A 13,542-nucleotide genomic window follows, 5' to 3' on the forward strand; every position below is an offset into this window, starting at 1 on the left:
CGCGATACCGTTGAATCTGGAACAGCTGTTTAAGAGGTGCTGGCAATGCAGGACATCCGCTTCTCAATTGTAATTCCCGCGTATAACGCGTCGAAATCGATTGTTACGACGCTTGATTGCGTCAAAGCGCAAACCTATCGCAATTTTGAAGTCATCATTGTGGATGACAAATCGGCTGATGCAGCCGAACTGGCGCAGGTAGTACGCGGCGAGCGTTATCAGGATCTGGATATCAAACTTGAGCTGTCTGAGGTGAAACTTAACGGCGCGGGTGCCCGTAATAAAGGCATCGAATTGGCAACGGGCGATTTTATCAGCTTCCTTGATGCCGATGATGAGTGGCATCCCGAGAAACTGCGGGTAGTCAGTGAAACCATCGCCAGGCTCGACGCGCAGGGCAAGTCACGCTACGTCATCTTTAGTCAGGTGAACATCCATCAGGATGGCAGCTTCCTCAAGGTGATGCCGATGCAACCGCCCGGTAAAAACGAAACCGTGGCTGAGTATCTGTTTGGCTGTTATGGCTTTATCCAGACCAGCACCATTGTGTTGAAGCGTGAAGATGCAGCGAAAATCCAGTTTGATGCGCGTTATATCCGTCATCAGGATTACGATTTCTGTATTCGTGCCGACCGCATGGGTTATGACTTCGTGATGATCGACAAGCCGCTGGCAACGTACCATCTGGTGACCAAATTTGGTTCCAAGCACAAAGGCGAGTCGGTGAAATACTCGTTCTTCTGGCTCGATACCATGAAGCCGCATCTGACCACGCGCGATATCCATACTTATAAGGCATTCAAGCTACCGCTGCGCTACAAGATGGATGGCAAATCGCTGCAGGCCAGCCTCAGTTTCGCGCGCTACTTCTTTCTGACCAATCGTGACAATCGCGCTTACTTCATGAATCGCCTGCTCGATAAGGTCAAGTCACGCTTCACGGGTAGAAGAGCCGTTTCCTGATTCACTTATTTGACTTTCACTTGCTCCCATAACGGGGGCAATTTTTTGGTTCCTGAAACTCCGGGTAGATAAATGACAAATCATGTTGGCACCATCGGTATTGTGATGCCGATGTATAACGCGCGGAATACCGTATTGCGCGCGGTTGAGTCGATCAGCAACCAGACCTACAGCGACTGGCATCTTTACCTGATCAACGACAAATCGACCGATGATTCACTTGCTCTGGTGCGTGAACACTGTCAGGACACGCGTATCACCATCCTGGATAACGAGATGAATCTTGGTGCCGCCGAGACCCGTAACGTTGGGCTGCGCGCGGCAAAAGAAGAGATCATCGCGTTTCTTGACAGCGATGATGAATGGCACGTGGAAAAGCTGGCGGAGCAGGCAGCGGCGATCGCCGCTGGCGACGATTTTGTGATTACGCACTATCACTACAAAACCAAAACCGCCGATCACGACATTACTTACAGCAAACCCTACCTGCAGCAGGAAAACTTCGTGAAGAAGCAGTATCGCGTGTGCTTCTCATCGGTGTGTTTCCGCCGTCCTCCTCAGGGCATCTTCTTCCAGCGTAAAGGTCACGAAGATTTCCTGTTCCTCTATGAATTGTTCCAGCGCTACAAACAAGCCCGCGTGATCCAGAACATCCTGGTCAACTATTACGAGCTGGGTGATTCCCTGTCACGTAACAAGAATAAAGCGGCGAAGTGGCACCTCGAACTATTAAGAATTATCTATAAAAACAATCCGTTAAAAGTATATTACTATTACACGTGGTACATGGTGAATGGCGTCCTTTTCGCTCTTAAGCATCGTTAGACCCGGCATCCTTCGCGCTGCAACTGCGTTGGCTGCGCACGTCCACCCCAGTCACTTACTTCAGTAAGCTCCGGGGGATGGTCGCACTTGCCGCCTTGTTGCAGCATGAATGATTTGGGTCTCAATTAAACAGTCGTTGAGGTGGAAAGGATTAATGAAAAAGATCGTTTTGGTGATTAAAGATGCCTACTCGTATGCGGGCACGGAAAACATCTGCAACTTTATGTCTGAGTGCCTCGGCGAACAGCATGACGTCACCATTTACTCGCTGGAAGGCAGCGGCAAAACCTTTTATCCGTTTGAACGGGTGAAGAAAATTGTCAGCTTTGAAGGCCACAGCAACCCGATTAAAAGCGCCGTCGCTAGTATTCATCAGGAAGGCTTCGACACCGTATTTCTGATCAGTATGGGCCGCCTGAGCGTGATGTTTGCGTTCTGGAACCTGATGGCGCTGAAGAAAAAGCGTTTTAAAGCCTATGCCTGCGAACATATCGCGATTAACTCCTTCAGCAAGCCAATCAAGTTGCTGAAATGGCTGATGCTGCGCTATTACGACCAGGTGATCGTCTTAACCGACAAAGATCATCAGGTGTTTAATCGCTGGAACATCGCCAGCCAGCAAATCCCCAATCCTGTGGTTTATAAGGCGTTTCAGCGCCAGACGCGCAGCCGCCAGGCATTAGCGGTGGGGCGTCTTGATAACCAGAAAGGCTTCGACCTGCTGCTGGATATCTGGGCGGATTTCAGCAAGAAACATCCAGAGTGGACGCTGGTGATTGCCGGTGACGGTGAACTGCGTCAGCAGCTGCACGACCAGGCTGCGGCGTTGGGGATCACCAACAGCGTCAACTTTGTTGGCAAAGTCAGCAATATCAACGATTACTATCGCGAAAGCGACATGGCGCTGATGACCTCGCGCTACGAAGGCTTGCCGCTGGTGCTGCTGGAAGCGAAATCCTGGTCGCTGCCGGTGGTGGCATACGATTGCCCAACCGGCCCGCAGGAGATCATCAATCATGGTGAAGATGGTTTCCTGGTGCCGATGAATGACAAAACCCAGTTCTTAAAGCGCATGGAACAGTTGGCCAGTGATGATGCCCTGTTCTACGCGATGAGTGAAAAAACCAAAGAAACCGCGCTCAAGTTTGACGGTAACCAGATCAAACAGAGCTGGCTCGCGCTTGTTTAGCGACAACTATCGTGCCTCGGGAATCCTTTTTGGCCGTATAACCACGGGAATTGAAGCATGAAAAGAAGAGAAGTCTTGCAGACCGCAGCCTCCTCCATTGTTGCCGCGCTCTCGGTGAGTGCGTTTTCCAGCTACGCCGCAAAAAGCGGCCAACCGGCCTTAAAAGCGGTCGATCCCTCTAGCGTACCGCCGGGCGATGTACCGATTTTAACGCCAGAAAACGTTTACACCATGCCGCCACAATTCTGGCAGAACTTTGAAGGCAAACTGTGGATTGGTAAGGCGGGTAGCGATGCCAGTCAGTCCGGTAATCAAATCCCGGTTTTCCTGCGCGACGCCAATGGCAAAGTGTCACAAATCAGCCAGCCTATCGCGCTGAATAAGGGCAACTTTGCGCAATTTATTCATGATAACGCCGCGTTAATTGCCGATCCTGCTCACTCAATGGTGGTGGAAGATAATCAGGGCAATACGCTGTTTTCCATCAGCGATGTCTCACGCCCTAATCAGAGCAACTTCAGCCAGCGTCTGGCGCAGCCGAACGGCTATCAGCTGATTGGTGAAATCCCGTCGGTCGAAGAGCTGCGCAAAACGCGTCCGCTGTTCGCCGGTGCCAAAATTAAGCTGAAAAGCTGGCACGAAGGGCTGGAAGTGGGCGGCGGCGAATTCGTTGGCACCTTCGGCGATGGCAAAGATGATGGCGGCGTGAACTTCAGCGGCAACGGGTTTACCTGGCGCCGCGTGGTAGAAGATTTTAACCGTCTGACGCTGTTTGATTTCGGTGCGATTGCCGATGGCAAAACCGATACGGCACCAGCAATTAAAGCCATGTACCAATGGTCGATTGATGCCAGCCAGCAAATCTGCGTGCAGTTCCCGGCGGGGACCTTCTTCGTCACCGAATGTGATTTTGGTGACGAAGGACGTCGCTTCTTCCGCATTTCCGGCGCCATGGTCAACTTTGGATACTTCCCGGCGACCACGCTGGTCTCGGATGGACGTTCTGAATTTTTGTTCCAGGTGAATGCGCGCTGGACCGAAATCTCCAACCTCAACTTCAACGGTAACAACGATAAGCGTCCCAACAAGCAGGGCTTGTTCCGCAATACCTGCCCGGGTGGCCAGTTCTTCCGCGGTGCCTGCTTGCGCTTCAATCAGGTCGGCGGTGTTTCGCTCAGCCTGCTGGATACGCTGGATTGTAAAATCGATCAGTGGTACGCCAACGCCTGTACGGGTGATGTGATTAAAGCCAGCTGGTCAGGACAAAAGGCGGGAGCCTGGGATCACAGCACCGCGATTGAGCTCTCTAACTTCAATGCTCAGCACTGTAAAGGCGGCATGGTGCTGAATCTGCCGCGCTGCAGCCAATCGATCATTCATAACGGCTGGATTGAACACAGTGATTTTCCTGGCGATATCTCGAACGGACAGTGGATTATTGATGCGCTGAGCATCGAGGATTGTAAGAACCCGCTCAATGCACGCAACTCGCGCCTGAATATGCGTCAGACCAATTTGCAGTCGGGCAGCTGGATTGATAACTCGCTTGAAGGCGATCGCTGGCTGAACATTTGGGAGATGGGCTCAACGCGCGTTGAATCTTACGGCGTGGCGATTGATGGCAGCCTGAAATACAACTACATCACTTCGCGATTCCGTCTGACCAACAACACCAATCAGGAAACCTGGTTTGAGTTGGGCAACTTCTATTCGCCGACGGTGGGCGATAGTTGGGAAATCGAAGTGTTTGGCCAGTCGCAGTTCAGCAACGGCACCACTAATCAGCCGTTGATGGAGGTTATCGACGGCAAAGGCACGGGTGGACGCGCGGTAATCCATCTGCAGCGCAAGAAGAGCAAAGCTGAAGCCAGCTGGTCAGCCGAAGGCAGCTCGCCTGTGGTTGAGGTGCGTATTGAGCCACGCACCGAGACCGATACCAAAGTGTTCGTCAAGCTGGCGGGCTGGACGCCGACCACCGCGGTGCTGATTAAAAGTACCGCCAAGGATCGCTTCCTGACCGGTCGCTGTGCGCGCGTGGATGCCGTGATGGACAAAGGCGCGCCGGGGAGCGGCACCCAGCAGGCTCCGCAGCGCTTTAGCCTGCACAATGGTAAAGCGGGCGTCGGTGGCAACGAGCAGGGCGATTTGCTGCTGGCATCGCGCGCGCTGAAGCCGGAACAGGTGGATACGCGTGAGCCGAAGGGATTTATTTCCGTCGTCATTAATGGTGAGCAGGTGGCTATGCCGTATTTCGCCATTAAATCGTAATCAGTGATGGATAAAACCGGTCGCCATTAATGGCGACCCTACCTTGACTCAGCATTTGATGATGGTTTTGTAGGGTGCGCATTGATGCGCACCGGATAGCAGTACCGCTGTTTAGCACTACTTTTTGGGTTTTGATCCCATTGCAGTCATTTAACACAGAGTTCACTTTGCCAGTTCGATAGTTGGCGGCTTGTAAAAATTACAAAAATTTTTCCGGAGTTTTTTTATGAAAATTTTATTGGTAGGAAACCATACCTGTGGAAATCGTGGGGATGGCGCGATTTTACGTGGGCTGATTGATTCACTCAACTCTGCGCGCGCGGATTTGCAGATCGATGTCATCAGCCGTTATCCGACAAGCTCTGGCTATTTATTGCAGCAGGATATTCAGCAGGATTCCCTGTTCCTGCATAACAGCAAATCTGGCAAGGGTTTAGTGGGCAGCCTGAAACGCAAAGTGGCGAACCGTCTGATGCCCGACATCATGATGGCGCATCTGGGAAAAGGCGGCCTGTACAAATCATTTTCGGTGCCACCGCATTTGGCGGCGTTCACTAAAAGTCTGGCGCAATATGATGCGATCATTCAGGTTGGCGGCTCGTTCTTCGTCGATCTGTATGGCGTCACGCAGTTCGACCACGCGCTCTGTGCGTTGATGGCGAAAAAGCCGCTGCATATGGTAGGCCACTCGGTGGGGCCGTTTGAAAATCCACGCGTCAACGCGCTGGCCAACTTCGTGTTCGATCGCGTCGATAGCCTGGTACTGCGCGAGGAGGTGAGCCACGATCGTCTGAAACAAGACGGCGTTACCACCAGCAAAGTGAAGAAGGGCGTCGATACCGCCTTCCTGGTGCAGGCTCGCGAAGTGGAGAATCCCAGCCACAATCTGCTGCACTGGCAGGCAATTATCAGCGCGCGCAAAACCATTGCCATCACCGTTCGTGAACTGGCGCCGTTCGATAAACGTCTTGGCGTGACGCAGAAAGAGTATGAAGCTGCCTTTGGGCGCGTCATCAATGCGATGATTGCTGAGGGTTATCAGGTGGTTGCATTTTCAACCTGCACCGGTATCGACAGCTACGCCAAAGATGACCGCATGGTGGCGCTGACGCTGCGCGATCATGTCGAGCATCCTGAGCATTACCATGTCATCATGGACGAATTCAACGACCTCGAACTCGGCATCCTGCTGAGCCATTGTCATCTGACGATTGGTACCCGCCTGCACTCTGCCATCATCTCCATGAACTTCGGTACGCCGGCCGTGGCTATCAATTATGAGCACAAGTCGCTTGGTGTGATGAAGCAGCTCGGCCTGCCGCAGATGGCCACCGATGTGCAGAGCCTAATGGATGGATCGCTCATCGATAAAGTGCAGACGGTGCTGGCCGACTACGACAATGTGAAACGCAAAGTTGATACCGCGGTGGCGCAGGAGCGTGAGATTGGCAACCGCATTACAGCAGAAATTCTCAACGTCCTGGGGTGAAGTGATGAAGCTGACCTTTTTCACCATGCGTTTTCCTGTTGCCTCTGAGACGTTTGTGCTCAATCAGGTGACGCATTTCATCGACGCAGGCTACGACGTGGAGATTATCTCCGTGTTTCCGGGTGATATGATCAATCGCCACGCCGCGTTCGATGACTACAATTTGGCAGCGAAAACCCACTATTTACTGCCGGAAGAGAAGGTATCCAACCTTGATAAGCTGACGCAGCGTATCGGTTTGATACTGCCGAAAATCACCAAGGGCGCGTTACTTAAGTCGCTAAACGTGCGCCGCTATGGCGCACAGGCCAGCAAATTACTGCTGCCGGCGATTGTCGCCAACACTAAGCAGCCTTACACCGCCGATGTTTTCCTGGTGCACTTTGGCTATGCCGGCGCGCTGGCTAATAAGCTGCGCGAACTCGGCGTGCTGAAAGGCAAACAGGCGACAGTGTTCCACGGCGCGGACATTTCACGTCGTCATATTCTTGAGGAGCATAAGCTCGACTACATCAACCTGTTCAAACAGAGCGAACTGATGCTGCCCATCAGCCACCTGTGGGAAAACAAGCTGATTGAGATGGGCTGCCCGCGGGAAAAAGTGCGCGTGACGCGCATGGGCATCGAGCCGGAGAAATTTAACTTCCGACCGCGCGACGCGTTCCATCAGCCGCTGCGTATCGTTTCGGTGGCGCGTCTGACCGAGAAAAAAGGGTTGGATGTGGCGGTGAAAGCCAGTGAAATTCTGCGCAATAACGGCGGCCAGTTCCAGTTCACCATCATCGGTAACGGCGAGCAGGATGGCATGATGCGCGAGCATATTGCGCGCGCCGGACTGCAGGAGTTCGTCACCATGCCGGGCTTTAAACCGCAGGATGAGATTCGTCAGGCGTTGAACGAAGCAGACATCTTCCTGCTGCCGTCCAAAACCGCGGCGGATGGCGATATGGAAGGCATCCCGGTGGCACTGATGGAAGCGATGGCGGTTGGCTTGCCGGTGGTGTCCACCTATCACAGCGGCATTCCCGAGCTGATTGAGAATGACGTGAGCGGCTGGCTGGTGGCGGAAAACGATCCGGACGAGCTGGCGGCGACGCTGCTGCGTTTGTCACGCGGCGATGTGGATGTGGCACCGGTGGTCGCGGCGGCGCGGCAGAAAGTGGAAACTGAGTTCAATCAGCACATCGCTTACGGTGAGCTGGCGAAAATTCTGGAGCGCATGGTGTGAGCGGATTAAAAAAACAGGCCGTTTGGCTGTTTGGTAGTACCTGTTTTGCCGCATTGCTTCAGGTGTTACAGCTCGCCGTACTGGCGCGCAAACTGGAAACCCACGAGCTGGGGTTACTGGCGATCATCAATGCGATTCTGGCGGTAGCGACCGTGCTGCAGGATATGGGCATGAGCAGCTACATCGTGCACCGTCAGGATATCAATCGCCGTGAACAGAGCACTATTTACTGGGTGAACGTCTCGCTCAGTTTTTGTACTGGCCTGATTATGCTGGCGATTGCCTATCCGGTGGCGTGGTTCTATCACCTGCCGGAACTGGTGGGGCTGATTATGCTCACCAGCCTCAACTTCCTGGTGCTGGGACATTTGTCGCAGTATCAGGCGCACTATGTGAAAACCAAACGCATGGTAACGCTGGCGAAGATTGAGATGGCCACCAAGCTGTTTGCGTTCCTGTGCACCGTAGCGATGCTGTATTTCACCTCTCTGACGGTCGCCGCAGCAATTCTTGGCCTCTTTATCAATGCCTTTACGCGCATTCTTTGCATGATCTACTTCGGCGAGAAATCGTGGCGTCCCACCTGGGAATTCGACGGAAAAACCTTTGTTAGCGCCGTGCGTTACGGCATCTATCAGCTCGGTTCGCAGACCATTAACCAGCTGCGTACCCAGGCAGATGCGCTGATCGTCGGTAAAGTGATGGGTGCGGAGATGCTGGGGATTTACTCGCTGGCAAAAGAGCTGATTCTGCAGCCGCTGAAGTTGGTTTCGCCGGTGATTAACCGTCTGGCTCTGCCGCGCTTTGCGGAGAAGCAGCAGGATCCCGAGCAGCTGAAAAAGCTGTTCCTGAAAGGCACCTTCGTCATCATGCTGTTCAGCAGCGCGATGTATCTGGCAATTGGTATCCTTTCACCGGTGATTGTGCGCGTGCTGTACGGCGCTTCGCACGAGCAGGTTTACCATCTGATTCCACTGATGCTGCTGTTTGGCATGCTGCGTCCGATGGGCGGCTTAACCGGCGCGATTTCGCAGGCGAACGGGCGCACCAACGTTGAGTTTTACTGGAACATTGTAGCGAGCCTGGTGGTGGTAGCCGTTCTTGCAACGACCTATATCTGGCCGAATGTGCTGTACGTGGCGCTGACGCTGTCGATTTCGCAGGTGCTGATCTCTGCCTTCGCGCATCCGTTCTTCATCAAGCCGGTGATTGGCATTCGCTTTTTGCCTTATGCGCGCCAGTGGGTATCGGTATCGGTGGTGTTCGTTGGCCTGATGATGCTGGTGAACCACTTCAATCTGTTTATTATGCCAGAGTGGTTTGAAGGCATGTTGTAGTCATCAACTTCAAACACGCGCGATGAATCGCGCCGCTACAGCTGACGCAACATTTTCACGGCCCGTAGCGGCGCCATTTATGGCGCGATGTTGGCACACCTTTCTATCAATCTCTGGTCTCATCATCACAAATCCTTTCACGATTTTTCAGCGGTTTAGGGCATCCGTTTCCCATTGGGACTGCGGCGTTTTTACCGGCCAAAATGGCGATTTTTGATGGTGTGACAGAGAGTTAGTGTCGGATTTTCAGATTAAGATTATACTTGCTCGACCGGCCGATCCTGCATAATCGACCTCACGCATTCACTTCATGAAATGGAATAAATATGACCAAGCTTAAAGCAGTAATCCCCGTTGCAGGTCTCGGTATGCATATGCTTCCGGCGACGAAAGCCATTCCGAAAGAGATGCTGCCAATCGTCGACAAACCAATGATTCAATACATTGTTGACGAATGCGTCGCGGCTGGCATCAAGGAGATTGTGCTGGTCACGCATGCTTCCAAAAATGCAGTGGAAAACCACTTCGATACCACCTACGAGCTGGAAGCGCTACTTGAAGCACGCGTTAAGCGCCAGTTGCTGAGCGAAGTGCAGTCAATCTGCCCGCCAGGCGTGACCATTATGAACGTGCGTCAGGCTAACCCGCTGGGTCTGGGCCACTCCGTCTTGTGCGCGCGTCCGATGATTGGCGATAACCCGTTTGTGGTTGTGCTGCCAGACGTGCTGCTGGATGATTCCACCGCTGACCACCTGCGTTACAACCTCGCTTCCATGGTTGCGCGTTTCGAAGATACTGGCCACAGCCAGGTACTGGCAAAACACATGCCAGGCGAAGATCTGACCGAATATGGCGTGCTGACCACCGAAGAGCCAATTGATAACCCGGGCGATATCAGCACCATTACCAGCTTTGTTGAGAAGCCAGAAGCGGGCTCAACCGATTCCGATCTGACCGCGGTTGGCCGCTACGTGCTTTCTGCGGATATCTGGGAAGAGCTTGAGCGTACTGAGCCAGGCGCATGGGGCCGCATTCAGCTGACCGATGCTATCGCCTCACTCAGCAAGAAGAAGCCTGTGGACGTGCAACTGCTAACCGGTACCAGCTACGACTGCGGCCGTAAACTGGGTTACATGCAGGCATTCGTCTCTTACGGCTTGCGTAACAACGCACAGGGTCGTGATTTCCGCGAATCCATCCAGAAAATCCTGGCGAAATAAGCTTTCTCATTCTCTACCGCGCCCATCGCGCGGTTTTAAAGGAGTACACATGGCTATTTTGGTAACGGGCGGGGCAGGCTATATCGGCTCCCATACGGTGCTGGCGCTGTTAGAGCGCGGCGACGACGTGGTGGTGCTGGATAATCTTTGCAATGCCTCACGCGAAGCTATCAATCGCGTAGAGAAGCTCTCCGGTAAAAAAGCCGTCTTCGTTGAAGGCGACATCCGCGATCGCGCCTGCCTGCGTGACCTGTTTGCCACCAACGATATCAGCGCCGTGATTCACTTCGCCGCGCTGAAAGCCGTTGGCGAATCCACGCGCATGCCGCTGGAATACTATGAGAACAACGTCGCCGGTACCGTGGTGCTGTTGGAAGAGATGCGCGCTGCTGGCGTGTGGAACTTTATCTTCAGCTCATCCGCTACCGTTTATGGTGCAGATGCGCCGGTGCCGTATGTGGAAACCACACCAATCGGCGGTACCACCAGCCCGTACGGCACCTCTAAGCTGATGGTTGAATTCGTGATGCGCGATTTCGCGAAAGCCGACCCGAATTTCAAAGCCATCGCGCTGCGCTACTTCAACCCGGTTGGCGCACATGAATCTGGCGAAATCGGTGAAGACCCAAGCGGCATTCCTAACAACCTGCTGCCGTATATCGCACAGGTCGCGATTGGACGTTTGGATAAGCTGGGCGTATTCGGTAACGATTATGACACCCCAGACGGCACCGCACAGCGTGACTACATTCACGTTGTCGATTTGGCGGAAGGGCACCTGAAGGCGCTGGACCATCTGGCGAAGGTTGAAGGCTACAAAGCTTACAACCTCGGCGGCGGCGTGGGCTTCTCCGTGCTGGAGATGATCAAGGCGTTCGAGAAGGCGTCTGGTAAGCTGATTCCGTACGAGTTCAAGCCACGCCGTGATGGTGATTTGCCGGCGTTCTGGGCGGATGCAAGTCTCGCCAATACAGAGCTGGACTGGCGCGTGACGCGCGGGATTGATGCCATGATGCGTGATACGTGGAACTGGCAGTCGAAGAATCCGAATGGATTTAAGTAAAGCTGAATGTATAATTAGAAGCCCGGCAAATGCCGGGTTTTTTTACGTCTTAATAATTTTTCCTGCATCTAGATTGATTGAAATTTATTCGCCAAAATCATTTTGATAGCAGGAAAACTCCTAAACGCAAATCAGTATAAAATATCCAGCAGCTCTATCCATCTTGCTGTTTTAGCATGAAAATTACCGAGGCTTTAATTGTCTGAAAAATAGACTATATTCTTTTGAATCATTTGGTTGGGTTCAGCTCATCCGATAAGCCACTGTGAAGATTCCAGGCTAATCCATGAGACAATAACCATGTTAATTCGGCAGCACAAAATGTATTATTTGCGGTGGTCTCAGACTGAGTCAGTTTTTGCAGAATAATTGAGCGCTTAACAGTCTGAGATAAAAAGCACAGGATTGACTTGTTACACAGCAAAGTGGTTGCTGCAAGCCAAGGGCGGTAGCGTGGCTGTTTTTTATTTTTGATGAAAAAATAACCCGCTGATAAATGATATAGCAGTCTAAAAGAGACACATTAGAGGTTGTGGAATGTTACTTCCCGTAATCATGGCCGGAGGAACCGGCAGTCGTTTGTGGCCCCTTTCACGCGAACTCTATCCCAAGCAGTTCATCAGCTTGCATGGACAGCACTCAATGCTGCAGGAAACGGTAAATCGCCTTAACGGCGTGGAAGCCCGTGCTCCGCTGGTGATTTGTAATGAAGAGCACCGTTTTCTGGTTGCAGAGCAGCTGCGTCAAATCAACAAACTTTCACACAACATTATTCTCGAACCGGTCGGCCGTAATACCGCTCCGGCGATAGCTCTCGCGGCCATTAATGCGATTGAGCAGGGTGATGATCCTGTGCTGCTGGTTCTGGCTGCTGATCATGTGATCGAAAACTGCGAGGCATTTCATCAAGCTATTTCAACGGCTACTAAATATGCCAAACAGGGGCATTTAGTTACTTTTGGCATTGTGCCAACAGGCCCCGAAACCGGTTACGGTTATATCCATCGTGGTGCACAGATTGCCGGTTCCGAAGATGCGCCATTTGGCGTGCAGCGCTTTGTTGAGAAACCAAATTTAAAAACCGCAGAAGATTATTTAGCGTCCGGTGAATATTACTGGAACAGCGGTATGTTTATGTTCCGTGCCAAGCGCTATCTGCAAGAGCTTGAGAAGTTCCGTCCCGATATTCTGGAAGCCTGCCATCGAGCAATGGCTAATGTTAATGAAGGCAGCGACTTCATCAGCATTGATAAAGAAGACTTCACTGCCTGTCCAGATGAATCGGTTGATTATGCCGTGATGGAAAAAACTGATGCTGCGGTGGTTGTGCCACTTGATGCAGGGTGGAGCGATGTCGGCTCATGGTCAGCGCTGTGGGAAGTAAACGAGAAAGATGCTGCAGGCAACTCGCTCAAAGGTGACACTTTCCTGCATAACACCAAAAATTGTTACATCAATAGCGAAGATCAATTAGTCGCTGCCATTGGCGTGGAAGATTTGGTCATCGTTAATACTAAAGACGCGGTGCTGGTAGCGCGTAAGGATCAGGTACAAGACGTTAAACGCGTGGTCGAATTCCTGAAGAGTGAATGTCGTAGCGAATATCGTCGCCACCGCGAAACGTATTGGCCTTGGGGACGCTGCGATTTAATCGTAAATACCGGTCGATTTAACGTAAACCGCATTACGGTGAAACCAGGTGAAGCATTTGATCTGCAGATGCATTACCACAGAACTGAGCACTGGGTCATTCTTTCCGGAACGGCCAAAGTTACTATTCAGGATAAAACCTTGCTGCTGACGGAAAACCAATCGACCTTCATCCCGATTGGCCACCAGCATACGTTAGAGAACCCGGGCAAAATTCCATTAGAACTCCTCGAAATCCAGTCTGGTTCTTACCTTGGTGATGATGATCTTATCTTGATTAAAGAACAGTTTGCTCGCAAAGAAGGATAAT

At 52.2% G+C, this 13,542-nt stretch carries 10 protein-coding genes; all 10 read left to right on the plus strand.

Annotated elements, in window-relative coordinates:
- Positions 1-45: 45 nt before the first annotated feature.
- The 10 genes from AAGR08_RS05900 (at position 46) to AAGR08_RS05945 (ending at position 13,541) form a co-directional block, all read left to right on the plus strand.
- On the plus strand, positions 46-963 hold the full coding sequence (locus tag AAGR08_RS05900) for a glycosyltransferase family 2 protein (RefSeq protein ID WP_345829027.1): 918 nt from the start codon (positions 46-48) through the stop codon (positions 961-963).
- 72 nt (positions 964-1,035) lie between these two features.
- Positions 1,036-1,788: a glycosyltransferase family 2 protein gene (locus tag AAGR08_RS05905; RefSeq protein WP_097096712.1), complete on the plus strand. Its 753-nt coding sequence runs from the start codon at positions 1,036-1,038 to the stop codon at positions 1,786-1,788.
- Positions 1,789-1,942: 154 nt separating this feature from the next.
- Positions 1,943-2,977 (plus strand): glycosyltransferase family 4 protein, encoded by a 1,035-nt coding sequence (locus AAGR08_RS05910; RefSeq protein WP_345829029.1) that lies wholly within the window; start codon positions 1,943-1,945, stop codon positions 2,975-2,977.
- A gap of 57 nt (positions 2,978-3,034) precedes the next feature.
- Complete coding sequence (locus AAGR08_RS05915; RefSeq protein ID WP_097096715.1) at positions 3,035-5,245, plus strand: phage tailspike protein; 2,211 nt, start codon at positions 3,035-3,037, stop codon at positions 5,243-5,245.
- Between the two features lie 226 nt (positions 5,246-5,471).
- Positions 5,472-6,734 carry a colanic acid biosynthesis pyruvyl transferase WcaK gene (gene wcaK, locus AAGR08_RS05920; protein WP_097096716.1) on the plus strand — a complete coding sequence of 421 codons (1,263 nt, stop codon included), beginning with the start codon at positions 5,472-5,474 and terminating at the stop codon, positions 6,732-6,734.
- 4 nt (positions 6,735-6,738) lie between these two features.
- Positions 6,739-7,962, plus strand: a complete 1,224-nt coding sequence (locus AAGR08_RS05925; RefSeq protein WP_097097680.1) for a glycosyltransferase — start codon at positions 6,739-6,741, stop codon at positions 7,960-7,962.
- Entirely contained in the window at positions 7,959-9,299 is a 1,341-nt protein-coding gene (locus AAGR08_RS05930; RefSeq protein WP_097096717.1) for an MOP flippase family protein, read from the plus strand. Before AAGR08_RS05925 ends, AAGR08_RS05930 begins: the two co-directional genes overlap by 4 nt.
- A 326-nt stretch (positions 9,300-9,625) precedes the next feature.
- Positions 9,626-10,519 carry a UTP--glucose-1-phosphate uridylyltransferase GalF gene (galF, locus tag AAGR08_RS05935; RefSeq protein WP_345829032.1) on the plus strand — a complete coding sequence of 298 codons (894 nt, stop codon included), beginning with the start codon at positions 9,626-9,628 and terminating at the stop codon, positions 10,517-10,519.
- A 49-nt stretch (positions 10,520-10,568) separates the two neighbouring features.
- A complete protein-coding gene (galE, locus tag AAGR08_RS05940; protein ID WP_345829034.1) occupies positions 10,569-11,582 on the plus strand; it encodes a UDP-glucose 4-epimerase GalE in 1,014 nt (337 codons plus the stop codon).
- 537 nt (positions 11,583-12,119) lie between these two features.
- Positions 12,120-13,541 carry a mannose-1-phosphate guanylyltransferase/mannose-6-phosphate isomerase gene (locus AAGR08_RS05945; protein WP_345829036.1) on the plus strand — a complete coding sequence of 474 codons (1,422 nt, stop codon included), beginning with the start codon at positions 12,120-12,122 and terminating at the stop codon, positions 13,539-13,541.
- The last annotated feature ends 1 nt before the right edge of the window (position 13,542 follow it).

This window comes from Pantoea sp. BRR-3P (assembly GCF_039621635.1).
In the GTDB taxonomy this organism is placed as follows: domain Bacteria; phylum Pseudomonadota; class Gammaproteobacteria; order Enterobacterales; family Enterobacteriaceae; genus Pantoea; species Pantoea floridensis.

Coding starts and splice junctions, on each gene's coding strand:
- AAGR08_RS05900 (WP_345829027.1), top strand. CDS start 46: ATGCAGGACATCCGCTTCTCAATTGTAATTCCCGCGTATAACGCGTCG.
- AAGR08_RS05905 (WP_097096712.1), top strand. CDS start 1,036: ATGACAAATCATGTTGGCACCATCGGTATTGTGATGCCGATGTATAAC.
- AAGR08_RS05910 (WP_345829029.1), top strand. CDS start 1,943: ATGAAAAAGATCGTTTTGGTGATTAAAGATGCCTACTCGTATGCGGGC.
- AAGR08_RS05915 (WP_097096715.1), top strand. CDS start 3,035: ATGAAAAGAAGAGAAGTCTTGCAGACCGCAGCCTCCTCCATTGTTGCC.
- wcaK (WP_097096716.1), top strand. CDS start 5,472: ATGAAAATTTTATTGGTAGGAAACCATACCTGTGGAAATCGTGGGGAT.
- AAGR08_RS05925 (WP_097097680.1), top strand. CDS start 6,739: ATGAAGCTGACCTTTTTCACCATGCGTTTTCCTGTTGCCTCTGAGACG.
- galF (WP_345829032.1), top strand. CDS start 9,626: ATGACCAAGCTTAAAGCAGTAATCCCCGTTGCAGGTCTCGGTATGCAT.
- galE (WP_345829034.1), top strand. CDS start 10,569: ATGGCTATTTTGGTAACGGGCGGGGCAGGCTATATCGGCTCCCATACG.
- AAGR08_RS05945 (WP_345829036.1), top strand. CDS start 12,120: ATGTTACTTCCCGTAATCATGGCCGGAGGAACCGGCAGTCGTTTGTGG.